A 26,984-nucleotide genomic window follows, 5' to 3' on the forward strand; every position below is an offset into this window, starting at 1 on the left:
CACAAGACGCGGCGATAACCTGTTAACGAACCAGTTTCGAGATGAAGGCAGGTGCGTGATACTGATTACCTTGCAGTAATCGTACCGGAGCGATCGTATTACCAATTAAAATAGCGTAGAGAATGAGTCCTTCGATGTTCCAAAGGGGCATGGTGGCAAAGCACATAATCAAAAAGCCCACCATGGAAGCAAACAGCATCAGCGCAAACCGCCGGTTTTTTATACGCAGCGAGTGCCACAAGAACCGGCCCACGGTAAGCAAAAACAGGGTCAGCCCCAGCAAACCGTATTCAAAAAGAAACGATACATAGGTGTTATGGGCGTATTTTGGAAAGCGCCCATTCCAGGATTCGGGGCCCCAGCCAATAACCTGATTTATCCACGGCCCTTCGCTAAAGACATAGATATACTGACTCCAGATATACACCCTGGCAGAAAATATATCTTTCTCTGCTTCTGAGTAGTACATCGGCGCTTTGATAAGATCGTCCAGGCTGGTAAGAAACACAAAAACATCGGCAAAACGATCCTGCATGCTGTATGACAGCAGCAAGAAGAGCAGCGCCATCCCAAAAAAGGCAGTGATTAGGAACACCGGTTTGTAGCGAGACGCAATGCGTGCTTCCAGAGTGGTATACGCGAAAATAGCAGCCATCGGCAGAATGGCCAGCACCGAGGTGCGGTAATTAGCCAGCACCAGTAACACACAGCCGAGCATAAACAACGCCGCCCGGTATTTTATCTGGCCGGGCGATAACAGCCCGACGACCAGAATAAAACTGGCCATAATCATGGAGAAGGCGGCTTCGTGGTTGTAGCCGCCAATATAGCTGGTAGAGCCGTCCGCTTCCGTGGCTTTAGCTTCACCCAGCAGTATCGACATAATCTGCAGGCTTACTGGTAAGAAAAACGCCACCAGCATTTTGCGCAGCACCTCGTCTTTGCCCACCTTGCGAATGGCCATGACCATCGCGCCGGCCAGCGATAAAAAGAAACACCATTTTACCAGTACATTAATGAGTCCGATAATATTGCCGTTGAGCGCGCCGCTGATGACGATGCTGGCAAAAAACGCATACAACAACGCCAATGAACGCAATGACAATACCGAACGGGGTAACAACAACAGCCCGCACCCGGCAATTCCGATGGAGCTTAACGCATTAATCGAAAACCCCGCCACCAGCGGGGTGTAGGTAATCTGGTGGAAGGCCGATAACAGAAATCGTAGCCAGATAGCCACGATAACAAAGGCCAGATATTTATTGCACCGTCCGGTCAGCGTCCGGTAGACCAGATAAACACTTAGCAGCGCAAAAACCAGTTTAACCAGGATGAACATCAGCGGCTTCCTTAGTCTCACTGGTATCAAGAGTCAGCGTCTGGATGATTTTTTCACGAAAAATATCATCGCTGAAGGCCTGGGCGCGCTGCGCACTTTGCTGCGCATAATGCTGCAGGTGATCTTCATCGTTTAAAAAATTCAGCGCTTCGGTGACACCCTGAACCTCGTTTGTCTGGCATAAACACCCATAGCGGACCGCTTCAAATCCACGCACGGTCACCGGATACTCACCAGATAAGATTTCTGCCGGGCCGGACTCACAATTGGTGGCCACCACGGCTTTGCCTAAACACATCGCCTCAACAATGGCATTAGGGAACCCTTCAGCATTTGAGGTGGAGACAAAAAACCGGGCGTGCTTAAGATACGGATAAGGATTGCTACGAAAGCCGGCAAAGTGAACCCGCTCAGACAACCCCAGCTGTTCGGCCTGTGCTTCCAGGGCAGCTTGTTCGTCGCCCTGTCCTAAAATCAGTAAATCATCGGTAAGATCACTGTGTGCGAATGCTTCCAGCATCAGGCTGAAATTCTTGTTTTTCACCAATCGTCCGGTACCAATGATATAGGGTCTGGCTGGAAGATCCGCCACGGGTTTGTTGGCAAGTTCATGTAAGTGGGCAATATCGTAGGGATTGTGAATTACCCGTAAGCGCGCTGCCGGGACCGCGAAATTGTCCCTTAAATCTGCCCGTACTCCTTCTGAAACCGCCACCACCTCGCTGGCATACGGGTAAGACATTTTTACCATCAATTTACTGATGTTGTCTTTTATGCCGCCGGCAAAATGGCTACTGGTATTGACTCGCTCGCTGATAATCGCGCGATACCCCACCGCCCGTGCCACTGCCACATTGAGCATATTGCTGCGGGTCAGAAAACTAAAACAAAAACGTGGGTTAATGGCTTCCAGAGTCAGCCGAACCTGACGATACCCCTGTAGCAGTGAGCCCTTGGTATCCAGATTGACTTTATTGACATATTTTGGACACAAATGGGCTTCTGGCAGGTTATCCAGCAAGATCAGATAGACATTTAACTGTTCGGTAGCAAAATACGACTCCATGATACGCAACAAGTTGCACATCACCCGTTCTGCGCCGCCGCCCTCAAGCGAGTTGATCATAAAAGCGACATTAACCGATTGTTGCTGCATAAGATGTCCTTATAAATGGTACTGCCTGCTAACCATTTTATGGTTCGCCGGACCAGGAGAAACACACTGGTAGGGGTACTGGCTTTTAGATGACCATTCAATAATTGCGCCATAATATCAGCACACTGACAAATTTGATGCCATCATCTTCCAGAGCTGGCGGTCTCTGCGGTGACGTTGGTATACTGTGTTTCCAGCCTGCTACACGGGCGCACCGCCTGGGCATCTAAAATACCAAATAAGTTGTAGATGTTGCTCACAGGCAACATTTTCACCCGGCCAGTAACTTTGGCAGGTGGCATGACCATTATTATTACGAATCGCTGCACGCCGGGGTTCAGCGAGCTCCGGATGAGCCTGCTGATGGGCCTGTGTGATAGGGTTACGCTAAATATTGCAAAAGCTGGTCAGATCTTTGCTTAGAGTAATCAGCTATTGATTTTAAAACAGAGGGTTAGCGTCCATTGTAGCGCTCCCGTACACAGGTGAGCATGCTTTCTACGTCTCTTGCACACGTTTCGCGACACGGCTGTCTGGCTGGCTATTTTGCTATGCTGCTATGGTTGCCACTTCCGCTGGGGTCGGCCACCACCTGGGGCTGGCTGTTTATCACGGTGTGCCTGATGCTACTCGCCGCCACCGCGATTCGACAAGACCATTCTCAGGCCTTAAAGATATTAGCCACCAACCGCTGGTTTATGTATGGCTGGGCCTTGCTGTGCAGCTGGCATTTAATTTTGCTTATCCCTTTACCCGAGATGCTCATCGAGTGGCTCAGGCCCAGGCGCATTTTAGTCAACTTTACCGAGGCTAATGATTGGCTGGCTCTCACCTACAGCACCTCTGCCACCTTTGTGTCCTTGCTACGTACATTAAGTTTCTGGGCACTTTTCACCCTGACCTTACTATTGATGGGCACTGCCGCCCGCCTTAAACTGCTGCTGCGCGGGTTAGTGGCCATGGGGTTATTTCAGACCCTGTATAGCGCGTTGATGTTGTTTCTGGACACGCCGCGCTCCTTAATCTTGGACTTACCCATCCCCGCCGGCGCCAGCGGTACCTTCTTACGGCCTGAAGACTTTGCTTTTTCTCTGTTTATCAGTTTATGTGCGGTACTGGCGTTGCTGGTTATGCGTATCAAACCCGCCGATGTACGCACGTTGCGCCACCGGCTCCGTCGTATCGTTATGTATTTTTTCAGCAAAAAGGCCGCATTGAGAATCGCCACCTTGCTATTGTTGGTCGGGATCGTGTTATCAGGCCATTATGTATCGGTGTGGGTAACCGCCGCCGCCACCCTGGCCACCGGGCTAGCGGGCTACTGTTTATTTTCACCCCGCCCCACCCTGTATCGCACCTTTGTGGTGAGCCTCGCCGGGGCGGTGGCTGTGGCCCTGGTAGTCACCAGCTTTCTGGCCCAGCGTCCCGCGGCAGTGATCACACCGGATATTGTAACCCAGGAAGAAGCCCAGTGGGCCTACACCACGCCCGATGCCACCGAACACTGGTTGTTGGGCGCCGGCCCGGGCACCGCCAAAGAGGGTCACACCTACACCACCGGCTTGCCCGTGCCGGGCGTGCTGCCCATTGCGCAGCAGGATCTGCGGCAATTTATGAGTGAATTCGGGGTGGTAATGCTCGCCATGCTGGCGGCGATGGTGCTGGTGGCCCTGGGCACCGCCCTTAAAGCCATGCAGCAGCGTCAGCATGTTGTATTTCGAAGCGCCGCCTTTATGTGTACCTCGGTGCTTACCGGTACCGTGCTCCACGCTTTTTACGCAGCCCCTCTGCAGTCGCCCGCCAACGCGGCCTATGTTTCTGTTATGCTTGCATTATCGTTAGTTTGCCTGCAATGCCGTAACAGCTCCCGGACCGCCAGTGTATAAAATCAAAGCCCCTGAGAATCAGTCAGCCAGCCTTCGTCGTTTGCTAGAGGCGATGCCTGAGCACACCGCTCAATCTTTTTCCGAAGAGCAACTTATTGCGTTGAATCAGGCTTTGGGCGGACGGCGCTGGGCGCGCCACAAAGTTGATATCAGAAAAACCATAAAATTTTGGCGTAGTAGCTATTATGTGGTGTTACTGGCCGGGCGGAATGTGCGTCAGTTAAGCCGCTTTGAGCAGCAGTTGAGCCGCTTAACGCTGGCCCTGTTCACGGCGATGTTATTACTGGGGTCGGTATTACTGGGGCTGGTGGTGCTGTATCTGGTTAAGTCGGCGCTGGGAATTAATTTGTTTGAGGATTTTTCACTGGGGCTGTGGAGCTGGCTGCAGAGTAAAGGATAAGACGCCTTCGAGGCGTCTTATTGCGTGATCCCGACAATACTGGCCGGATTATGAATAAACAATTGTTCAGCCTGTTCTTTTGAAGCCGCTTTGCAGACAAGCTCAAATGCCTCGCCCATATCATTCGGCCGGCGCTTGGTATCGTGCATATCTGAGGCCACCACATCTATCTGGTTATTGGCCAGCATCGACATCGCAATCTCCTGCACCTGCTCGCCAAAGCGACCGGTAAAGGCGCCTGCCGTAACCTGTAACCAGCAGCCCTGATTTCGTAGCCACTGGATTTTTTCAGGCCGTTTCCATACATCCCGGTTGCGCTCCGGATGCGGGATCAGCGGCTGCACCCCGGCGTTCATCAGCCAGCGGAACAACTGGTCAAGCCCGGCCGGCATATTACTGTGTGGCATTTCAAGCAACAGCACATTTTTACCTTCTTTACGACCAAGATACGGCAGTTTGTCTTGCTTAAACCAGGCCGGCACCATTTCGTTGATACGAATTTCGCCGGCCCATGACAGACCAAGTTCAATACCTGCCTCATCCACAGCCTGCTGCAACTGCGCGAAGCCCTGCTCAATAATCTCGGTGGTATTATCGAATGTGCCCCAGTGCATATGCGGCGTGCACACCAGATGGGTGACGCCGCAAGCCGCAGTTTGCCGGGCCATCTCTAAAGCCATTTCCATCGTCCTGGCACCATCGTCTATGCCCGGAATTATATGACTATGAACATCTATCAAAATGGATCCCTTTTGTTGCTATGAATCGGCATTGTAACCGTATTGATCGTAGAAGCCACCATAGCGCTCTGAAACATCGGAACGACGAAGATCGACCTGGTTAAGCACCACCCCGTCCACACGGTGACCCACCTGCAGGAAGCGACCTAAACCATTTTGAATCATTTTTTCGCTGGTGCTGTCTGCACGTACCACATAAATCACCGAGTCGCAGGCTTTAGAGACCACCATGGCATCACTTACTGCCTGCGTGGGGGCGGTGTCGACCACCACATAGGTATAGTGCTTTTTAAGATAGGTGATAAGCGCATTAAAGCCTTCACCGGCCAGCAACTCCTGGGGATTAGATGGAATACTGCCGGCACAGATAAGATCGATACCCGACTGTTCATCGTGCACCAGACACTCGTCCAGCGAATGTGTCTTCATTGTCAGGTTCGACAAACCCGGCTGATAATTAGGCACATTGAAGCGCTTGCCTATTGAGGGCCGGCGTAAGTCGGCATCAATAAGAATGGTTTTATCCAGCTGCCCCAGGGCAAATGCCAGGTTGGTCGAGACCGTGGACTTCCCTTCTTTGGGCACACTGGAGGTCACCAGAATAGCCTGATTCTGCTTTTCAAGATTCATCAGTGACAAGCTGGTTCGCAAGGTACGAACCGCCTCTGAGAACTGATGATATTTGCTGTCGAAAAAGGCCCTTAACGGCATATTTTCCTTGCGCTTCTTGGCAATGATTGGGATCAGGCCCAGCATCCGCTGGCCCAGTTTTTTCTCCACATCTTCTACCGAGCGTACGCCACTGTTTAATGCTTCCAGAACAAAGGCCAGGAATACCCCAAAACCGAAACTTACGACAAACGCGGCGCCGATAAGCAGCGAACGATTCGGTGCTGAAGGATTATTAGGCGGTACTGCCGGGTCTAAAATACGGGCATTGGCTGACTTAAACCCGCCCATTTCACTGGTTTCTTTTAAGCGGGTAAACATGCTGTTGTAAAGCTGCTGATTAATATCAACTTCACGTTGCAATGCGCGCCGCTGATTTTCCAGACTCGACAACTTACGATATTCCGATTTTGCCCGTGACACCTCTTCCTGGAGGTTGGCCACCCGTTCCTGCGAAGCGCGGTACTCGGTGGTAATACTGGAAATCAGATCGCGTATCTGGGTTTGCAGGGTCTGACGCACCGAAGTGAGCTCGGCATTGGCTGCCACCATTTTCGGGTGTTTGGGCCCGAACACTTTGCTTAGTTCAGATACCCGGCTTTGCGCCTCGGCTTCCTGGCGGCGCACGCTTTGGATGCTGGCGTGATTTAAAACCTCGGGCAAACGGGCCAGAGCGCTGTAATCGGCACCATTGCGCTGTGTTTGCTCATAGATCGCGCGGTTTTGCTTCAGAGTGGTCTGGGCTTTTAGCAACTGGTCGCTGTATTCTTCCAATTCTTCAGCGGCAAGACCTACCACCCCGTTACTTAAATTAACCAGCTGGTTGTCTTCATAAAAGTCCGTCAGCTTGCGTTCGGCTTTTTCCAGCTTGTCTTTCAGGCCTTCCATGCTTTCGTTTAAAAACGAGGTGGCTTTGGTGGTCATGTCGACCTTGGCCTGCAGATAGTTTTCTACATACACATCGCCCATGGAATTGGCAATGCGGGCCGCCAGCTGAGCTGAATCGCTCACGGCGGTGACTTCAATAACCTGGGTATTGTTCACCAGCTTTACTGAAATCGAATTTTTAAGTTTGTTGATGGCCGCCTGCCGGCGTTTTTCCGCTTTCTGAGTTTCGGTTAACTCGACCTTCTTTTGCTCAGGCAAAAACGGCAATTTTGATTTTATCCATTTTTTGGCATCTTTCAGGATCGTAAAACCACCTGAGGATTGCGGCATAAAAGTAGGATCGTTCGACAGGTCCAGTTCATCCACCGCCCGCGACACCACCTGGCGGGACTGAATGATCTCATACTGCGTCTGCATATAGTCTTTACGCGAGGTATCAGACTTATACACTTCTTCAATTGACATAATATTGGCTGGCTGTGACTCAATCAGCAAACTGGCAGTGGCTGAATAGATAGGCGTCATTTTCATAACGATCAGCGCCACCAAAATGGTGAAAAGCACCGCAAGTACGATGATACGACCAGCATACCGTTTAAATACCTGCCAATAATGTGCAAAATCGATGGTTTCATCATCGAGGATATTGGCCTGCAGCTGGTCCCTCACTTTATTAGTCATAGCTTTTCCTTCGAAATAGGGCTTAACTCATACAACTTCGTTAGAAGAAGCGCTGAGGAACAGTAATAATATCGCCGGGCTGAATCATCTGTCCGACATCGACTTCCAGTGAGGTTTGGCGCCCCTCTTTTTCACGAATAATCTGAATATCCGAGCGGGATGCCCGTTCGGTGTACCCCCCTGCCAACGCTGCGGCTTTGTTGACCGTCAGCCCTGGCTGATAGGGGTAACCTCCGGGATTTTTCACTTCGCCATCAATAAAAAACGGACGGTATTCGATGATGGACACAGCCACCGAGGGGTTCACCAGATAATCGCCCTGTAAGCCTCTGTAGATGGTTTTTTCCACCTCTGAGAGGGTCAGGCCCACCAGCTTTAGTTCCCCCAAAAAGGGATAATTAATTTTTCCGACATCAGGCAAACGGGTTTCCATCGACAAATCGCTCTGACCAAATACCTCGATTAAAATCTTATCACCCACCCCCAGCCGGTATTGGCTCATGCTTGGATTGCCTTGCTGAGCCAATGCTCCGCAGGCCCATAGCGCCATCATTATCCCTAGCAAATACCGTACGTTTTTTCTCATTACAAGGTTACCTTAGCCGTGATCCCCACTACGTCCCGGTCAAAGACAATGGTGTCACGGTTACTGTTGCGTTCATTTATCTGATAAAACACCCCGACCGTCATCCAGCGGCGGAACTGATAGTCCAGCGCCAGGCTCAGGCGGGTGGTGTCATCTTCACGTAAATCGGCAGCCTGACCAATGTAGTCATCGGCTATATAAGCCACTTTGGCCGTCGAGGTCAGACGGTCTACCCACGAATGCTCCCAACTGAGATTGTATGAGCGGCTACGAATATAATCCGCCAGGCCATTGGTTTCACGAGTATCGGCAGTGGTGGCCACCTTTACTTTTGAATAGGACAGCGGCTGGTACGTCATACCCACTTCCCAGGCCACCCCGGAAAAGTCTTCGCGCTGGGCAGAATCAAATTCTTTTTGCTTATAACCCAGTTTGGCGTAGCTTCGTGTATACCGATTAGACTCCCAGGTTACCCCGGCGAGTAGTTTGTTTTCGGTGGAATCCAGCGGATTTTGCGGATTCGCGGCTTCATCGTAAGTAATTTCCTGACGACTGGCATCCAGTACCAAATCGGTACTGGGGGCTATTTTATAATAGAACGCCGCTCCATACCGGAAATAATCACGGTCACGAAATCGCAAAAACTCACTGTCGCGAAAATCCAACACTTGTGGGCGGTCGTCGTAGTTCACGACTTCGTAGCCGGCACTAACATCGATACGACCACTGGAGGTCCGGGCACCGTAGGTATAGGTGCCATCGACACTGCCATTTTTAAAGGTATCAGGCTCACTCAGCTGGCGCCCGAAACCATTAGAATAGACCCGGCCCCGATCGTCATGTCCGTCTTCAAAGTTTGCACGCGCTGCGAACCGGTTACGGTCATTGATGACAAAGTCCCCATCAGCATGCAAAAAGTGATCGGTGTAGTTGTCCTGTTCACTGGAAAAATATTCACCACGTTCAAGGCGATAACCCAATTCTATTTCGTTACCTGCAACTTCTGTTACCGCCTTTAGCTCAGGGGATACGATGCCGAGCCAGCTACTGATCTTTGGTGTGCTGGCATCTGCATAGGTAACATTATCAATGTGAAGAAATTCCGTATTCAGCACAGGGATCAGGTCCGCACTCCCCATTTCGTATCGTCCAGCCTGCTGGGCCTGGGCCACACCAGAAGCTACCAGGGATAGGGCTACGACACTGGAAGTCCTTTTAATCATGATCTCTCCGCGAATTTAAAATATTTAGAACCACAGAACAGGCAGGCCATAGTTTGGCTGGATTTATCCTCTACTCGGAACCACCATAGGTTCCGGGCAGGTATTAGTATCACCGGCGAACGGTTTGGCTTATGATTTGCCTGATTCTGCACGAGTAACTGGTATCGGTCAGCGGCATGCTAAAACTATGCCAGGTGATAGTTGTGTAGTTATTACCCATAATTTCCTATTCGCGGCTTCTCCTCCTCTAAAAGCGCTAGAAAAAAGGATGGCAGGCAAGTTTAGCTAATACCAAATTAGTACCATCCTGGTTTACTGCGGGGACGGAATAAACTTTTTATGCCTTAAGAATCATTTCCTAAGTATTTACCGGTTTAGGTATTCAGTCTGGCAGTATGGATTATAAAAATCTCACATAAAAATTCTGGCTTATATTGTGCATAGTTAAACCCAAGATAACCGTTTTTCCTTTTTTTATCTAATTGCGTGAATTCAGTAGAGCCTTTGATTTTCCTGATTTACCACTTAGCTGGAGTGAATGAGATGAAATTTAATTTACTGCAAAGTCAGGCGCTAAATAGCAACAGTCCGAAGCGGGACGAGACCAGAAGTGGTATCACCGGACATTATCAAAGCAGCTTTTCCACCTTATACCGGCTGATAGATTTGGGTCTGATCACCCTGTGTTTTTACGCCGCGCTGTTTTATTACGAACTGACCATTACCACCACCGGCATGATTCTGCTGTTCATCAATGTGGTGTCGTTCCAGATGGCGGCAGAAGCGTTGGATCTATACCGTTCATGGCGCAGCAGCCCGACCAGCTCAATGCTGAAAAATACAGTGCTGACCTGGTTATTAAGTTTCTTTGTGACCATGACCCTGGGCTTCATGTTCTCGCACAGCGTTACCCTATCACCGTCGATGGTGATGTTCTGGTTTGTGGCTTCGTTTGTCAGCCTGACGTTGTGGCGTGCGATTATGCGTCAGTTTTTGTTCAAAGTTCGTCGTAGCGGTATGAACACCCGTTCTGCCATCATTGTTGGCGCCACTGATGTAGGCTATAACATGGCGGCGCAAATGATGGAAAATGAGCATCTGGGCATTCAGTTTAAAGGCATGTATGACGATCGCCCGGCAGACCGGTTAAGAAGCGATCAGGAGCATGATATTCAGGGCAGCATTGATGAAGCGATTGATATGGCTCGTTTGCACCAGGTAGATTATATCTATATTGCCTTACCCACCGCGGCTGAAAATCGTATCAAAACCATTCTGGAAAAATGCAGCGACACCACCGCCAATGTTTACCTGATTCCAAACTTCTTCATGTATACCTTGCTTAATTCACGCTGGCAGTCAGTAGGCAATGTACAGGCGCTGAGTATTTACGATACGCCGTTCCAGGGCTCCAGTGATGTATTAAAACGTATCGAAGATGTGGTAGTGAGCAGTATTATTCTGGCCTTTTTGGCGATTCCGATGCTGTGTATTGCCGCCGCTGTAAAACTAACCTCACCGGGTCCGGCTATCTTTAAACAGAAACGGTATGGTTTGGATGGTAAAGAAATCAAGGTTTACAAGTTCCGCTCTATGTCGACACAGGATAATGGCCATGAGGTTAAACAGGCGACCAAAAATGATCCCCGGGTCACGCGGCTGGGTGCGTTTTTACGCCGGACTTCATTAGATGAGCTGCCTCAGTTTATTAATGTGTTGCAGGGCAGAATGTCTATTGTGGGGCCGCGGCCGCATGCGGTAGCGCACAATGAACAATACCGTAAGCTGATTACGGGCTATATGTTGCGGCATAAAATCCGTCCCGGCATCACGGGCTGGGCTCAGGTCAATGGTCTGCGAGGTGAAACCGAAACCGTGAATAAAATGGCGAAGCGGGTCGAATATGACCTGGATTACATGCATCGCTGGTCAGTATGGTTTGATCTGAAAATCATCATCAAAACCGTATTTGGCGCTTTTTCGGACAACAACGCGTACTAGCGCAATGATACTCGTACGACAAAAAGCCCGCATCTACGCGGGCTTTTTATTGATACCTGGCCTGGCGTTGCTTGATTAGCGTAACGTGGGCTCAGGCAGCAGCGGCGCCAGAATCTCAGCAATACGGCGGAACAAGCGCATCCGGGTTGTGCCAGAGCGCCACACCAGCCCGATTTCCCGGTAAGCCTGTGCTTCTGCCGGCATTGCCGTGAGATTGGTCGATTGCAAAATCTTTTGATTTAAGGCGAGCTCTGGTAAGAAGGTATAACCCAGTTTACTGTTGGCTAACTGAACCAGCGTATACAGGCTGCTGGCGGCCAGACTGCTAACCTGGTCCTTGTGCTGCAGGTTGCAGGCACTCACCGCATGACCGGTCATACAGTGTTCCTGTTGCAGTAAAAAGATGCTTTTCTTAGGCAGCGAGGTCAGGTCCAGAGGCTCAGGTAATTCGCTGGCTAGATCATGATGAGCGACCAGATGGAAAGGATCGTGGCCCAGAATCATCTGTTTGCACCCCGGGGTCTCCATGGGCAAAGCCAGCACCAGCAAATCCAGCTCACCATCGGCAAGTTGACGCAGTAAATTATCGGTGGTGTCTTCTTGTAACTCCAGGCTGATTTCTGGTAAGAACGAAGAAAATGCCCCTATCAACCCTTCGAACAAAAATGGGGCAATTGTGGGGATAACCCCCAGTTTAAGCTTGCCTCGCTGCCAGTCACCCGCGTTTTGGGCATACTCGACCAGCTCACCGGCCTCTTGTAATATCAGCTTACTGCGCTCTACCACATCCAGTCCCAGTGAGGTGAACACAAAGGTTTTGTGCTCACGCTCCAGTAGCTGGCTGCCAAAGTGCTCTTCCAGATTCTGGATAGCCGTGCTTAAGGTGGACTGACTGACATTACAACGGTTGGCCGCGCGGTGAAAGTGTTGTTCTTGATGCAAAGTGACCAGGTAATGCAGATGTTTAAGATTCGGCCATTTCATATAATAATCTTATTGATTAAAACAGTGTGTTTTAATCTAGCATAAGAATCATACACAAAAAACACAAGCTCCTTTTGTGAGCTGCGAACTGTACTGGGTACATGTGGTCAATATAAAAGGAGGCAATTGTCATAAAAACTTCATCGTTTTGTCGACAGACTTTCATCTCATTCTTCTATAATTACGGTAAGAAAATTTATTTTTTAGCGATATAGCAGGGCGTTAGTACCCTGACAACAATGAAAGAAACCACCGTGAGGCAGCAATGACCGGAAACAGTAAGAACATTCTTTGTATTCTCAGCGAAGCACATCATTTTGACAAAATTGTGTCCCATGCTATGCAGGTTGCGCAATACCATGAAGCGCAGCTTACCATTTTGCTTAAACTTGATGCCTTGCCACCCAATGCCAATATGGTAATGCAGTCATTTGCCTATCTTGAAACGCACAACTCTATGGAAAGCTCGGCAAAAGCCTGGATGGACAAACAGGTTGCCCTGTGGTCCAAAGAGTACCCGGTAACCGGTACCGTAGCAGTGGGCCAGTCCTCGACTGAGACCATTCAGTACATTATGGCCAATGAAATTGATCTAGTGATTAAATTATCGGATGCCGATGATCAGGAGCGGTTATGTGGCAGCGATGATATGGAATTGCTGCGCAAATGCCCCTGCCCGGTTTGGGTGGTACCTCGTGGTGATAAAGAGCAGTACGATACCATCGTGGCTGCGCTGGATCTTAACTACCATTACCCGACCCACGAAGTGTCGATACGTCGCGCCCTGAACAAAGATATTTTGCGGTACGCTGCCCATGTGGCGCTGATGGAGTCAGCACAACTTCGCATTGTGCATGTATTTGATGCTGTACCAGATAATATCCTGCGCGGAGGGTTCATTTCGGTGGATGAAAACGCCATGGAAAATGATCTGAACAATATTTATAAGGAACGAGAAGAAGAGCTGGAACGACTTATTACTGAAATCAAAGCTGAACTGAAAGCCCAGTTTAAAAAAGGCACGATGAAAAAGCTGCGCCGTCAGAAGCATCTTGTACATGGCTATCCACGTCGGGAAATTGCGGCTACGGCGACTGCGGTGGGCGCCAAAGCCGTGGTTATGGGAACGGTAGCACGCCTGGGCGTGCCTGGGTTTATCATGGGCGGGACTGCCGAAGAAACCTTGCAACAACTTACCTGTCCGGTTATCGGTATTAAACCAGAAGGCTTTGTTTCGCCGGTTACCCCACCCGATGCCAAGGCGGAATAGTTAGTTTTTCAGTCATACGATGTGTTACTGAATATTTGTCAATTTGTGCCTCCGGTGGGGTATTACTAAAACACCGGGGGCGCACCGTCTTTACATCTTTTTTCCTGCCATATTCTATAACTGCTACTGCCTTAACGGTGCGGCGCACACTTTCAAGCCCAATGTTGGGCCAACGCCTTATAGCAAGGTTTTCTTGCCCACCCCACTACCGGGCTTGACCAGTTAGCTGATTACTTAGATAAAAACCAGGCCGATGCCCAGCTTCAGGCTGTGGGCTTTGGGTGTTAGCGAATACTCTCCTGACTCTTCAGCGTGACCTGTGCAAGCAGGCGCAGCAACTGCAGCACTCAACCAGTCCAGCCAGATTTTGCTGCCGTGCGGCAGGCCTGATTCGTATAACGGCCTGCCGAGCAAGCGCAGAAACCAAGCCTGGAAATCAAGCACATTTCAGAGCTACCTGGTGCCTGGCTAAGGCTGAGCGCGCAGGCTAAAAATACGCGGTGGCAGCAGCTTTCATCAGCAAACCCCATTATGGTTTGCCGGGGTCCCCCTAACGCATAGCCCTTCATTGCAAAGCTTATCAACAGACACAAGCAAAAAAGCCCCTGCGGCATCAAGCGGCAGGGGCTTTGTTAATAGTCAGCTTGTTCTAAGCTACGTTGAAAATACCTTTCAACGAGTAGAAAAAGATAACCGACAGAATGGCGCCCGCAGGCAGGGTGATAACCCAGGACACCACAATGTTACGTACAATACCCAGGTTCAGCGCAGATACGCCACGTGCCAGACCAACACCCAGCACCGCCCTACCAGGGTTTGAGTGGTGGAAATTGGTAGACCGGTGCCAGAGGCGATAACCACGGTACATGCAGCGGCCAGTTCTGCAGCAAAACCACGACTTGGGGTCAGATGCGTAATCCCCTGACCTATGGTTTTAATTACCCGGTGCCCAAACAGAGCCAGACCGGCAACAATACCCAGACCACCTAAAGGCAGAATCCACGGAGATAGCTGTGAACTGGCGTTAATTTCGCCCCCAGAGCTGACCACGCTCACTACCGCGGCTAATGGGCCAATAGCATTTGCCACATCGTTTGAGCCATGGGCAAAGGCCATACAGCAGGCGGTAACCACCATCAGGATGGCAAACACTTTCTCTACATTCGCGGCTTGTAAATCGGCATCATCAGACACACTGTACTTCAGACGCTTAATCATAACTTTACCCAGCAGACCTAGCGCAATCGCGATGGTGATAGCCAGTAAATAACCATTAACGGCAGACAATTCCATACCGACGTGCTTGAGCCCTTTTTTAATGGTCACCAGCGACATAACAAAGCCCGCCATCCCCATGTATATAGGTACATAGCGCTTAGCATTTACTAAGGGTTGTTTGGTATCAAAGATAAGCTTTTGGGCGCTCATGAAAATCAGATAGGCGATTAAGCCTGATAGCGCCGGAGTAACTACCCAGCTGCCTACAATACCACCCACTTTGCCCCAGGATACGGCATCCATGCTCACGCCGGTGGCGGTAAAGCCCACAATCGCGCCTACAATAGAGTGCGTGGTTGAAACCGGCCAGCCCAACCAGGAGGCCAGTGCCAGCCAAACACCGGCAGCAAATAGTGAGGCTATCATGCCCAGCACCAGGTAATCCGGCTTATCGATAAAGAAGCTGGAATCAATAATCCCTTTACGGATGGTCGCAGTTACTTCGCCCCCCGCCAGATAGGCGCCGGCAAATTCAAAGATCATCGCAATAAAAATTGCCTGCTTGATCGTTAGTGCTTTAGACCCTACCGAGGTCCCCATCGCATTCGCAACATCATTCGCGCCAATGCCCCAGGCCATAATAAAGCCCACGACTGCGGCCAGAATGATGAGTGTAGTACCGTAATTTTGCAATAATTCCACAGGTATCTGCTCCTGAGTTACTTGCTGAACTGGCCGGACAAAGTCTGGCTTGTTAAGGATGTAGAGCGCCCGCTTAGGACATTAGTGCTCGGTGACAATGTAAATTCTTTATCTCGCATAGGTCAATAATTGTACTGATCTTGTTAGGCTGCGCGCATGATAACTTAATCACTGCGGTTGCCATAGTCCAAATTGCCGGATTTTATGTTTTTCAAATAAACCCGGAGCGAGTCGCTGATTGTAATGATTAATGTTTCAGTTTTATGAAAGTAGGTCACAAACTTCCAAAAAGTTACGATAAATTTGTCAATTTCTTCGCCATACTTTCGAGTGAGGAGTGTCGGGCGTCTTCGCCACTGGCCAGCCCCACCACATATTCGCAGATGTTTTTACACCGATCGCCGACTCGTTCCAATGACCGCAGTGCCCATAGGATTTCCAGCCAGTCCTGCATCGAATCGGTATTTTTTTCCATTTCTCCGACAATGTAGCTCAGTAATTTTTTGTATTCACTGTCAATGACATCATCCTGTTCGTAGACTTCCAGCGCCGACTGTTCATCCTGGCGGGCAAAGGCATCAAAGGTCCCGCGCATCATTTTCGCCACCTGTTCACATATGAGCAGCATGGTACTTTTGACGGTTTCTGAAGCCGGCAGACGCTGTTTGGTGACCAGACGGGCGATACGCTCAATTTCATCCCCCATGCGCTCAATATCGGTAATCGCTTTGGAGATGGTCATGACCAGCCGCAGATCAGAGGCGGTGGGGTGGCGCTTGGCAATAATGCGCAAACACTCCTGATCAATCTGCATTTCCATAGAATTGATATTCAAATCATTCAGAATGACCTGCTCAGCCAGGCCGGGCTGATTAAAGCGCACGGCTCTAATGGTATTCACGAGCTGCTGCTCAACCTCCCCGCCCATGGTCAGCACCGAATTTCGCAAATTCTCCAGCTCGGTATTAAATTTCCCCGAAATATGTGTATTAAACGAAACTTGCTGCATGGCCCTGCCCTATGTGAAATATCAGCCGTAGCGGCCGGTTATGTAGTCTTCAGTTTGCTTTTTGCGTGGGGTGGTGAACAAGGTATCGCTGTCGGCGTATTCTATCAGCCGTCCCTCGTGCAAAAACGCCGTATAATCCGACACCCGCGCTGCCTGCTGCATATTATGGGTTACAATGATAATGGTGCAGCGCTTTTTCAGGTGCGCCATTAATTCTTCAATGTGCAAGGTGGTCAATGGGTCCAGCGCCGACGTGGGTTCATCCAGCAACAAAATATCCGGTTTCAATGCCAGCGCCCGGGCAATAACCAAGCGCTGTTGCTGCCCACCAGACAACACATTAGCGGGTTCAAACAGCCGATCTTTTACTTCTTTCCACAACGCCGCATCCCGTAACGCCTGCTCCACCGCATCGTCAAGTTCACGGCGTAAGGTGATGCCCTGTAATCGCAGCCCGTAACAGACATTATCAAAAATGCTCATGGGAAACGGGTTTGGTCGCTGAAACACCATGCCTACCCGGGTGCGAAGCTGCGCCACATTTTCCCGCCGATGATTTATATCCCGGCCATCGATAATTACCTGGCCCTGGTACTGGCAATGGGAGTACAAATCGTTCATGCGGTTGAAACAGCTGATTAATGTCGATTTGCCGCAGCCACTTTGGCCGACCAGCGCGGTAATGCGCTGTGCCGGGATCCGCATGGTGATTTCGCTAAGCACCTGCTTGGAAGCAAACTGCAAGCTCAATTGCTTTACGTTGATGGCGGTTTGCGCCTCAGACAGCGCCTCTAGATCCAGTGACTCGCGCTCAAACAGTGTCAGCATTTATCCCCCTTTTTGATACCGCTGGCGCAGGCGGTTACGTAACACCACCGCAATAATATTCAGCACAAATACCACCACTAATAACAACAGACACGCGGCAAACATCATTGAGGCACCGCTGGTATCGACCTGACTGTGAAAGGCACCATCATAGATCAATACGCCCAAATGCATAAATTGTCGTTCAAGATGCAAAAACGGAAACTCCCCGTCAATGGGCAGGTTAGGCGCAAATTTCACCGCCCCTACCAGCATCAGCGGCGCGACCTCTCCGGCGGCCCGGGCGATGGCCAGAATCACACCGGTCATGATGCCCGGTGAGGCCATGGGCAGGACCGTATGAATCATGGTCTCTGCTTTGGTCGCCCCCAACGCATAGCTACCGGCTTTAATGTCTGCGGGTACATTTCGCAGTCCTTCTTCGGTGGCAACAATCACCACCGGCAAGGTCAGTATCGCCATCGTCAGGGCGGCCCAGAACACGCCGGGAGTGCCTAACGTGGGGGCCGGCAACGCGTCGGCAAAAAACCAGCTGTCCAATTGTCCGCCAACCCCGTAAATAAAAAAACCGAGCCCGAATACCCCATACACAATCGAAGGCACGCCAGCCATATTAGTAACGGCAATTCTGATGGTGGTGGTCAGGGCATTTTGGGGCGCATATTCATGTAAATAGACCGCCGCTAATACCCCAAAGGGCGTCACAATCAACGTCATTAAAAAAACCATCAGCACCGTACCAAACAGGGCTGGGAAAATACCTCCCGCGGTGTTTGCCTGCTTAGGCGCTTCGGTTAAAAATCGCCAGACCTTATCCAGTGCCACCAACAACTTTGTCCCGGCATGCAACTGCCCCGGATAAATCAGTTGTTCAATCTGACTCAAAGGAATTTGAATTTGGCTGTTGTCGGCCAGAACTACGGTTATCGTGTATTTGTCCCGGGCTGTTTCCAGTTGCCTGATTTTACCCTGCCAGTGCTCAAAGGCGCGTCGTTTAGCATCAAGGGTACGTTGTGAAGCCGTACTGCCGGCGGCCGCCATATCCCGGATTTGCCGATGCAGCTCAGCCAGATGCCCATCGCGGATTTGTTTTATTTGTTGGGATAAGGATTCAACCTGCTGCTGATAGTCAGCCAGACGGGTAAGCGGCTGAGCCTCAGTACCGGCCTTTTTAATTACCTCGGGCCGCCCCAGTATAGTACGGCCATCTTGCAGCAATACCCGGGCAGCGTTTTTGGCCAGCCGCGCCTGGTTAAGCTCTGCGGTGGTAATCAGTACGCGTTCGCCATAAGGGTTCTGTTGATGCGAGTACACCACCCAGTGCCGGGTTTCATCATTTTGCTGAAAAGGGCCATGGTACTCACCATAGGCTGGGGTCGGTGTGGCCGAGCCAGGCGTGATGAGTTCCAGCCGATATAAATCTTCCGGCCAGAAATAGCCGCCGCCCCGGGCAAAAATCAGCAATACAATACTGATCATCCCTAACAGCAATGTTGCGGTAAAAAAGGCACTGATACTGAGCACCAGCGTTTGCTGTTGCGGCGCATTAAGCCCGCGACGGAATAAGCCTTTACCCATGACGCGGTGCCTTGCGTAATCGCTGTCGTAGCAGTTCAGCTAGCGTATTGATAACAAATGTGAACCCAAATAATAGACAGGCAGTGAAAAACAAAATCTGGTAATGCGCGCTACTTACTTCGGACTCGGGCAACTCAATGGCCAGATTTGCCGTGAGCGCGCGTAATCCTTCGAACAGACTCCATGAGGCGATGGGAGTATTGCCGGTAACCATCAGCACAATCATTGTCTCACCAAAAGCGCGGCCAAACCCTAGCATAATGGCGGCAAAAATGCCGGGCGAGGCTACATGCAGTACCACCTTATACAAGGTTTGCAAAGACGTCGCCCCCAATGCAAACGAGGCGTGCTTCAGCCCCTCAGGTACACTATAAATCGCGTCTTCGGCCAGTGAGTAGATACTGGGGGCAACCGCTAATCCCAGGGCAATGGCCACCACCACCGAGGTCTTGCCTAACGGACTGGGCGCGTCCAGCAAGCTTGTCATCTGGCCATCGATGCTTGCAAATACACTCAATAACCAGGGGGTTAGCTGTATGGCGACCCCGGCAAAGGCAAGTATCACCAGCACCGCCAAAACTAATTCGGTGCCCTGAGCCCAGCGGTTTACATACAACGCGACCCAAGGCTTGAGCAGCACTATTGCCATCAGGACCACCGGCAGGGTGACCACAAAGAACACCAGCGCCAATAAAATGTGGGTGGCCAGTGGTGCCAGCCAGATAGCGGCAATAAAACCAATTAATACCGAGGGTATCGCTTCGAGCATTTCTACTGCCGGCTTGAGCCACTGCCGCACTGCACCAGTGGCAAAAAACCCGGTGTAGATGGCCGCACTTAACGCGGTGGGAATGGCAATAATCAGCGCCAATAATGAGGCTTTAATACTGCCCCTCAATAATGGCGTCAGACTGAATTTTTGTTCCTGATAATCGGTGGCCGTAGCACTTTGCCAGGTGTGCCGGGCGGTTAAATACCCCTCATATAGCTGCGGCTCAAATAACGCCGACCAGGTGGTGACACCGGACAGGTTTTGAGTCTGATAAACCTCTATTTGCTGATGATTATAGGCATACAGATATTCGCCATACCAGCGTAATCCGGTCACCTTTTTCTGGCTCCTAGAGTTGCCCACCACCTCGCCAGTAATACGATTTAGGATTAGCAAGCGCTTACTTGTGGTAGCCAGCAGCAAAGCATTGGCAGACGGATGTACGGCCACCGCTGCCGGCTGTTCAGACTGAGCCAGGTGCAAGGTATAGGTAGGCTGATAAATCATCTGTCCCTGACGGTTTTGCAGCACCCACCGGGTTACCGAACCGGTACGATCAGCCATGATGACGGTGCGATCTTTTGGCAGACTTTGCCACCAGGTAATGTCGCTATGCACATTGGTCCGGGCCTGCAATTGTCCCTGATAATTTTGCATTACCAAGGTATCCCCGGAGTGAATCATTTGCTGGCCGGTATCCGGTAACGGTAAAATACGGTAACCCGTGCCCAGCGAGAATGTATAGGTCTGTTCGGGCTGATGTCGATTAATCCAGTGCACATGCGTGCCTTTTTCATGATGCAGTTGCAGCACCAACCAGTCCCGTCCCAATGACACCTGCCATCGTCGGGTTTGTCGCCACTGCGCTGTTGGAAGCGCCACTGAGTCTGGCTGGTTTGCAGAGATGGATAAGGCAGCTGGCATCGGGACCGAATGCAAGCCCCGCCACTGTAATATGCCCGCCGGGGTGACACTAATCTGGTAAGCCTGATTCTGGTACGACACCACCCGGGTTTGGTTACGACACGACCACCGCAATGGTGGTCCGGTTTGCCACTGAGCCGCCGTGCCGGCAGAGGCGTTGGTCTGAGCGCTGCCAGAAAGTGTGGCGTGCTGCACCGCACAGTCTGATGAATGCAGTAAGACCGGTTGTCGCTCAAGAATATCGGCGGGGGCCACTAACTGGGTATCTGCGGGCAACTTATACTGGGCCTGTAGCTGTAACCCGGGGGTATACAATAAGGGGACTGCCTGGCTGACCAGGTGCGCAATTAAAACAATTAATGTCAACAAAACCAATGCCCCGAAGGCAGTTACCACCACTTTCATACGCCGGTCTTTGCGTTGGCGTTGTCGGGTTTTTCGGGTCATGGTCGGATTCATACAAGCCTGAGAACAGATTACGCGTAAATTGCGCTGGTTAGGCGCTAATGATGTGGTATTTTAATAACTATTATCAAGTGAAATCTGGCAGATAGCGAGACGCCACCCTTCACCTGGTCTGTTAAACTTCAGTCATAACCAACCACCGGAGCACTTATGCAACCAGTAGTTATCACGATAATGGGCAAAGACAAAACCGGCATTGTAGATACGCTTGCCAAGGTCGTGTATCAACATGGCGGAAACTGGCAGAGCAGTAGTTTTGCTCACATGGCCGGTATGTTTACCGGCTTTGTAGAAGTTCAGGTGCCGCAGGACCGACACGAAGAATTGGTGGCCGCCCTGAACGGCTTGCCCGATCTTGAAGTACAGGCAGTATCTTTGACCGGCACCACCGGAAGTTTTAACGAAACGCTTACCGTAGAGGTGATGGGTAATGATAAGCCCGGCATTGTGCAGGAACTCACCGCCACACTGAACCAGTTTAATCTGAATATTGTATCTTTTGATTCTGGTGTTGAAAGCGCGGCTAACTGGGGCTCACTGATGTTTAAAGCCCGTGCCCGCCTGGCGGTCCCTGAGGCATTTAATCGCGATGCGCTGCAAAGTGCCCTGGAAAACCTGGCCAATGATTTGGTGGTGGACATCAGTACCCAGGAATAAATCCGGGACCGCGCAATCGTCACTGGCGTGGCATTTTCCAATGCCGCGCTATTTCCTTTTTGGCCAACTGTGAACAAGACCCCTATGGAACCTAACTCGCTGTATTACCCCAAAGAGTTAAGCTGGCTTGCGTTTAACGAACGTGTTTTACAGGAAGCGGCGGACAAAAACACGCCGGTGGTGGAACGTATCCGCTTTTTGGGCATTTATTCCAATAACCTTGATGAGTTTTATCGGGTGCGCGCCGCGGATGTGAAGCGCCTTATTACCATTGCGCAAAACGATGGCAATGAGGAAGAAGCCCGCAGTAAAATAGAGCTGATGGAGCAGATACAGAAAAAAGTGGTGTCGTTGTCTAATAAGTTCGACGAGATCCACCGGGATGCGGTGCGAGCTCTGGCTCGCTACAATATTTTTATTCTGCGCAAAAACGAGCTCACTGACTATCAGGTCACCTGGGCCCGCAATTTTTTTGTCAATAAAATCCTGCGGCATATTGCCCCGGTACTGATTGATAAAAAAACCGATTTACTGAGCCGGCTCAATGGCTCTGCGGTGTACTTATATGTGGCCATTCGGCGTAAAGACCGCAATACCCGTTATGCGGCGTTACAGGTGCCTTCCCAGGAAATGTCGCGGTTTGTACAAATCCCACCGCAAAAAAGCCGTAAGAAAAAACACATTGTGCTGCTGGATGACATCATTCAGCTGTGCCTGGAGGAAATTTTTAGGGGGTTTGTTAAATACGACTCCCTGGAAGCTTTCTCGTTTAAAATGACCCGGGATGCCGAGTACTCCATCAATGATGAAATTGATGAAAGTTATGTCGAAAAAATGTCTGAAAGCATGAAGCAACGCCTGATTGCGGAACCAGTGCGGGTTATTTACGACAACAGTATGCCGCTGGATATGGTGCATGACCTGCGTAAGCGCCTGAAAATCACCTCGTTAGACACCATGCATGCGGCCGGTCATTTCCGCAACTTCAAAGACTTTATCAGCTTCCCCAATGTTGGCCGGGACTACCTTGAACATAATCCTCTGCCGGCACTGGATACCAAAGAGTTTTCTCAGTACAACACCGTATTCGATGCCATCACCGCCCATGATATTTTGCTGTACTACCCCTATCACCGGTTTTTGCATTTTACCGAGTTTGTGCGCCAGGCCGCCTTCGATCCCAATGTAAAAAGTATCCGCATTAATATTTACCGGGTTGCGAGTAACTCCCGCATTGTTAATTCTCTGATAGACGCAGTGGACAATGGTAAAAAAGTCACCGTGGTGGTGGAAATCCGGGCCCGGTTTGATGAAGAAGCCAATATTGAATGGTCAAAACGCATGACCGATGCCGGCATTCGGGTGGTGCTGGGCGTACCGTCGCTGAAAATTCACAGCAAGTTGTGTTTGGTGACTCGCGAAGAACGGGGGTCACTGGTGCATTATGCCCATTTCGGAACCGGTAATTTCAACGAAAAAACCGCCAAAATCTATACCGATTACAGCTTGTTTACCCGCAATCAGGAGCTGGCCGAAGAAGCCGTGGCGGTATTTGACCTGATTCAGTATCCGTACCGCCGTTACAAATTCCAACATCTGCAAATCTCGCCGTTAAACGCCAGAACCAAAATTCAGTCGTTAATTCGTAAAGAGATTCAGCATTTAAAAGAAGGCCATAAGGCGGGCATCACCTTTAAAATAAACAATCTGGTGGATAAAGAGCTGATCGATGATCTGTACCGGGCCGGTCAGGCGGGCATTAAAATTCGCGGGATTATTCGCGGTATGTGTTCGTTGGTGCCCGGCCTACCGGGCATCAGCGACAATATTGAGATTATCTCAATTGTCGATCGCTTTTTGGAACATCCCCGGGTTATGATCTTTGAAGGGGGCGGCGATCGCAAAGTCTTTATCTCGTCGGCCGACTGGATGACCCGTAATATGGATAACCGTATAGAGGTGGGTTGCCCTATTTACGACAAGCGCTTGCAACAACGCATTGTCGAGATGACCGAGATGCATTTCTGCGATACGCTCAAGGCCCGGATCATCGACAAAGATCAGACCAATCGATATGTGCCTCGTGGTAATCGTAAAAAACTGCGCTCACAAATTGAAATTTACGACTATCTGAAGCAGCTAGAGAACGAATAATCCCGATGACACAACAAGAATCCGCGTTAGGCAGTGTAGCACGCCGGGAGATCACCAAGGTGGCCGCCCTGGATATTGGCTCAAATAGCTTTCACCTGGTCGTGGCCCGTATTAATTCAGGATCAGTGCAGATCCTGCATCGGGTAAAACAAAAAGTCCGCATGGCTGCGGGACTGGACGAGCATAACATGCTCAGCGACGAAGCGATTGCCAGGGGGCTGGACACCTTACGCATTGTGGCCCAGAGTCTGGCCGGGTTTGCGCCTGATTCGGTGCGCATTGTGGCCACCCACACCCTGCGCAAAGCAAAAAATGCCGGTGCCTTTATTGAAGCCGCCCGCGACGTGTTGCCCTACCCCATCGAAGTGATTCCGGGCCACGAAGAAGCCCGGTTGATTTATTCGGGTGTGGCGCACACCAACCATACGGAAGGCCGCCGACTGGTGGTCGATATTGGTGGCGGCTCCACCGAATTTATCATCGGTGATGGTTTTACCCCGCTAGTGTGTAGCAGTCAGCAAATGGGCTGTGTCAGTTACACCGAACGATTTTTTGCTAATGGTGAGCTCACCAGTAAAGCTTTTGACAAAGCCATTACCACCGTAGGCCAGGAGCTTGAAGTTATAGTACAGCGGTATCGTAAGCTGGGCTGGGCCCAATGTCTGGGGACGTCGGGCACCATCAAGACCTTATTTAATCTGGCTCAGCGTGACCGCAGTAATGGTCATGCGGTGCCGATCACCCTGAAATGTCTGAAGAACCTGAAAAAACAGTTTATCAGCGCCGGGCATATCGATAACTTATCTATGCCTGAAATCAGTGATGACCGGCGCCATGTGGTTGCGGGCGGGCTGGCTATTCTGATTGGCATCTTCCGCTCCCTGAAAATAGATGGCCTGGTATATTCACCGGCAGCATTGCGTGAAGGCGTGCTATACCAGATGGAAGACGAGTTACATGATGCGGATATTCGCAGTCGCACCGCCTCCAGTTTGGCTACCCGCTACGATATTGATACCACTCAGGCAAACCTGGTGCTCAATACCTGCCGATATTTGTACGATCAGTGCATCAAACCCTGGAAACTAAAAAACCCGGATTTTCGCAATATGCTGGGCTGGGCCGCCAGCTTGCATGAGGTGGGTTTACAGATTAATTCCAAGGCTGTGCAGCGCCATTCAGCCTATATTCTGGCGAATGTGGAGATGCCAGGCTTTACTCAGGAACAGCAGGATCTGCTGGCCTCGCTGGTACGCTTTCATCGCAAAAAAATAAAACTGCACGAAATCCCGGCGTTTTATCTGTATGACAAAAACAGTGTGTGCCGGCTTATTGGATTACTGCGCTTATCGGTATTGCTGAACATCAAACGTCAGGAAGGCTTTTTGCCTGAATTTATCGCCCAGGCTAAAAAAACCAAACTGATGCTTACTTTTCCTGAAGGCTGGCTGGAACACCGACCAATTTTGCACGCTGACCTGAAACAGGAACAACGTTACTGGAAAGCGATGGACATGCAACTGGTGATTGCTTAGTTACAGGCTGAGAGATGACCACCTGGTTGCGCCCCTGGTTTTTGGCCTGATACAACGCCTGATCAGCCTCTCCGATGATTTCAAAAACATCGGCTTTGGCTGGCAGCGCCAGCAATCCGAATGAGGCAGTCAGGCTAATCGCATCGTCATCGTGCTGCAGCGGTTGAGCGGCCACGTGTTGACACAAAACTTCTGCGCGCGCGCTGGCCTGAGCAAGATTGCAATCTACCAATAACATCAAAAATTCCTCGCCCCCCATTCTAATCAGTATATCGCCGCGAAATAACTGGCTACGTAATAATTGACTAAAATGGCGCAATGCTTTGTCGCCCGCCAGGTGGCCGTAACTATCATTAACCTGCTTGAAGTGGTCGATGTCACACACCAGCATGCACACCGCCTGCCCCTGTAATTCCGCGCGCTTAATCAGTGCCGGGGCGACATCATAAAAATAATTGCGGTTTTTGCAGCCGGTAAGCGGATCCCGATAGATTTGTTTACGCAGCCGGATGACCAGAGAATGCATTACCGACACCACAAATCCGAGCATGAAGACAATCATCACAATCACGTTCAGTCCGAAGCTGATAAAACTTTGCTGCTCAGGTGCCGCTGACAGTGCGAACATGTAAAGGGGCCCGCCCAATATGTGCCCTACGACGGCGCCACTTAAAATATAAAACAACAGTTTGTCACCAACACTGCGTTGGTCCATCAGCACCATCATTTTGAGGGCCGCCATGCCAACCGGAATCAAGATACTTACCAACAACAGCATCTGACATAAAAACATGTTATCGCCGGCATGGTGCAAGCCTATCGTCAGCGCTTCGAGACTCACCAGGTGCAGCAATATGCACAAACGATGGGCGGTAGGCAGTGGCTGACCAAAGCGCTTTAATACGGTCATGTAGACCATGTAAGCGGCAAGCGTGGCACAAAAATTCAGCCCCAGTGCATACAGAAGAACGGAATCGATATACTGCAAATTAGAAAAGCCGTAGCTCAGCCATACAAAAAATAAAAACAACCGGGCATAGAGGCCTGAGCTGGCTTTGTGCTTATGGGAAGGGGCGGGCAAGGCGTAGGTGAACATCATCCCTACCGCAGCTATCACACCCAGTATCGCAATTTGCAATAAAAGTATTTCGTTTATATGCACTTATCACCACAGTCAGGCAGCTTCCAGGCCTGGAAAGTTTGCAAAAAAGGGCAGCCGGGGAAGCTTTAAACCCTATATAGATAAGCTAACAATAGTATACTTTCCTGCTAAATTCGGTACATGAAAATGTTTACTAAGGTATAGTCTGGTAGAC

The 26,984-nt window shown here is 50.4% G+C and carries 20 protein-coding genes and 1 pseudogene; 7 read left to right on the forward strand and 14 right to left on the reverse strand.

Annotated features, from left to right (window positions below):
- Window positions 1-22: 22 nt before the first annotated feature.
- Both IT774_RS13295 and IT774_RS13300 read right to left on the reverse strand, forming a co-directional pair.
- A complete protein-coding gene (locus IT774_RS13295; RefSeq protein WP_195810189.1) occupies window positions 23-1,342 on the reverse strand; it encodes an O-antigen ligase family protein in 1,320 nt (439 codons plus the stop codon).
- A complete protein-coding gene (locus IT774_RS13300) occupies window positions 1,326-2,498 on the reverse strand; it encodes a glycosyltransferase (protein WP_195810190.1) in 1,173 nt (390 codons plus the stop codon). The genes IT774_RS13295 and IT774_RS13300 overlap by 17 nt, the downstream gene beginning before the upstream one ends.
- A gap of 491 nt (window positions 2,499-2,989) precedes the next feature.
- Between IT774_RS13300 and IT774_RS13305 the strand changes: the two genes are divergently transcribed.
- Together IT774_RS13305 and IT774_RS13310 are read left to right on the forward strand one after the other, a co-directional pair.
- Entirely contained in the window at window positions 2,990-4,384 is a 1,395-nt protein-coding gene (locus tag IT774_RS13305) for a hypothetical protein (RefSeq protein ID WP_195810191.1), read from the forward strand.
- Window positions 4,377-4,784 (forward strand): 3-phosphoshikimate 1-carboxyvinyltransferase, encoded by a 408-nt coding sequence (locus IT774_RS13310; protein WP_195810192.1) that lies wholly within the window; start codon window positions 4,377-4,379, stop codon window positions 4,782-4,784. Before IT774_RS13305 ends, IT774_RS13310 begins: the two co-directional genes overlap by 8 nt.
- Before the next feature lie 17 nt (window positions 4,785-4,801).
- Here the strand turns inward: IT774_RS13310 and IT774_RS13315 are convergent, their stop codons facing one another.
- Genes IT774_RS13315 through IT774_RS13330 form a run of 4 tightly spaced genes read right to left on the reverse strand, consistent with a single transcriptional unit; the run spans window position 4,802 to window position 9,571 of the window.
- Window positions 4,802-5,524, reverse strand: a complete 723-nt coding sequence (locus IT774_RS13315; protein ID WP_195810193.1) for a tyrosine-protein phosphatase — start codon at window positions 5,522-5,524, stop codon at window positions 4,802-4,804.
- An 18-nt stretch (window positions 5,525-5,542) separates the two neighbouring features.
- Entirely contained in the window at window positions 5,543-7,762 is a 2,220-nt protein-coding gene (locus IT774_RS13320; RefSeq protein WP_195810194.1) for a GumC family protein, read from the reverse strand.
- 40 nt (window positions 7,763-7,802) lie between these two features.
- Window positions 7,803-8,348 (reverse strand): polysaccharide biosynthesis/export family protein, encoded by a 546-nt coding sequence (locus IT774_RS13325; protein WP_218958919.1) that lies wholly within the window; start codon window positions 8,346-8,348, stop codon window positions 7,803-7,805.
- Complete coding sequence (locus tag IT774_RS13330) at window positions 8,348-9,571, reverse strand: outer membrane beta-barrel protein (RefSeq protein WP_195810195.1); 1,224 nt, start codon at window positions 9,569-9,571, stop codon at window positions 8,348-8,350. The genes IT774_RS13325 and IT774_RS13330 overlap by 1 nt, the downstream gene beginning before the upstream one ends.
- A 543-nt stretch (window positions 9,572-10,114) precedes the next feature.
- Between IT774_RS13330 and IT774_RS13335 the strand changes: the two genes are divergently transcribed.
- Complete coding sequence (locus IT774_RS13335) at window positions 10,115-11,572, forward strand: undecaprenyl-phosphate glucose phosphotransferase (protein WP_195810196.1); 1,458 nt, start codon at window positions 10,115-10,117, stop codon at window positions 11,570-11,572.
- Window positions 11,573-11,647: 75 nt separating this feature from the next.
- Here IT774_RS13335 and IT774_RS13340 read toward each other — a convergent pair whose 3' ends face one another.
- Complete coding sequence (locus IT774_RS13340) at window positions 11,648-12,556, reverse strand: hydrogen peroxide-inducible genes activator (protein WP_195810197.1); 909 nt, start codon at window positions 12,554-12,556, stop codon at window positions 11,648-11,650.
- Between the two features lie 265 nt (window positions 12,557-12,821).
- Here IT774_RS13340 and IT774_RS13345 point away from each other — a divergent pair, with 265 nt between their 5' ends.
- Entirely contained in the window at window positions 12,822-13,826 is a 1,005-nt protein-coding gene (locus tag IT774_RS13345; protein WP_195810198.1) for a universal stress protein, read from the forward strand.
- 234 nt (window positions 13,827-14,060) lie between these two features.
- Here the strand turns inward: IT774_RS13345 and IT774_RS13350 are convergent, their stop codons facing one another.
- The 6 genes and pseudogenes from IT774_RS13350 to IT774_RS13375 form a co-directional block, all read right to left on the reverse strand.
- On the reverse strand, window positions 14,061-14,270 hold the full coding sequence (locus IT774_RS13350; RefSeq protein ID WP_195810199.1) for a hypothetical protein: 210 nt from the start codon (window positions 14,268-14,270) through the stop codon (window positions 14,061-14,063).
- Between the two features lie 205 nt (window positions 14,271-14,475).
- Window positions 14,476-15,746: pseudogene (locus IT774_RS13355) on the reverse strand (inorganic phosphate transporter).
- Window positions 15,747-16,038: 292 nt separating this feature from the next.
- Complete coding sequence (gene phoU / locus IT774_RS13360; RefSeq protein WP_195810200.1) at window positions 16,039-16,755, reverse strand: phosphate signaling complex protein PhoU; 717 nt, start codon at window positions 16,753-16,755, stop codon at window positions 16,039-16,041.
- A gap of 21 nt (window positions 16,756-16,776) precedes the next feature.
- The gene (gene pstB / locus IT774_RS13365; protein WP_195810201.1) at window positions 16,777-17,583 is read right to left on the reverse strand and encodes a phosphate ABC transporter ATP-binding protein PstB; all 807 of its coding nucleotides are present in this window, start codon (window positions 17,581-17,583) and stop codon (window positions 16,777-16,779) included.
- A complete protein-coding gene (gene pstA, locus IT774_RS13370) occupies window positions 17,584-19,161 on the reverse strand; it encodes a phosphate ABC transporter permease PstA (RefSeq protein WP_195810202.1) in 1,578 nt (525 codons plus the stop codon).
- Window positions 19,154-21,316, reverse strand: coding sequence for an ABC transporter permease subunit (locus IT774_RS13375; RefSeq protein WP_232364991.1), 2,163 nt, complete (start codon window positions 21,314-21,316; stop codon window positions 19,154-19,156). The genes pstA and IT774_RS13375 overlap by 8 nt, the downstream gene beginning before the upstream one ends.
- A 156-nt stretch (window positions 21,317-21,472) precedes the next feature.
- Here IT774_RS13375 and IT774_RS13380 point away from each other — a divergent pair, with 156 nt between their 5' ends.
- The 3 genes from IT774_RS13380 (at window position 21,473) to ppx (ending at window position 25,668) form a co-directional block, all read left to right on the forward strand.
- Entirely contained in the window at window positions 21,473-21,979 is a 507-nt protein-coding gene (locus IT774_RS13380) for a glycine cleavage system protein R (protein WP_195810203.1), read from the forward strand.
- An 84-nt stretch (window positions 21,980-22,063) separates the two neighbouring features.
- Complete coding sequence (gene ppk1 / locus IT774_RS13385; protein ID WP_195810204.1) at window positions 22,064-24,133, forward strand: polyphosphate kinase 1; 2,070 nt, start codon at window positions 22,064-22,066, stop codon at window positions 24,131-24,133.
- 5 nt (window positions 24,134-24,138) lie between these two features.
- A complete protein-coding gene (gene ppx / locus IT774_RS13390) occupies window positions 24,139-25,668 on the forward strand; it encodes an exopolyphosphatase (RefSeq protein ID WP_195810205.1) in 1,530 nt (509 codons plus the stop codon).
- On the opposite strand, the gene IT774_RS13395 is transcribed toward ppx, so the two are convergent.
- Window positions 25,562-26,830 (reverse strand): GGDEF domain-containing protein, encoded by a 1,269-nt coding sequence (locus IT774_RS13395; RefSeq protein ID WP_195810206.1) that lies wholly within the window; start codon window positions 26,828-26,830, stop codon window positions 25,562-25,564. The genes ppx and IT774_RS13395 overlap by 107 nt on opposite strands.
- Window positions 26,831-26,984 lie beyond the last annotated feature (154 nt).

The sequence above is a fragment of the Salinimonas marina genome, from assembly GCF_015644725.1.
Classification (GTDB): domain Bacteria; phylum Pseudomonadota; class Gammaproteobacteria; order Enterobacterales; family Alteromonadaceae; genus Alteromonas.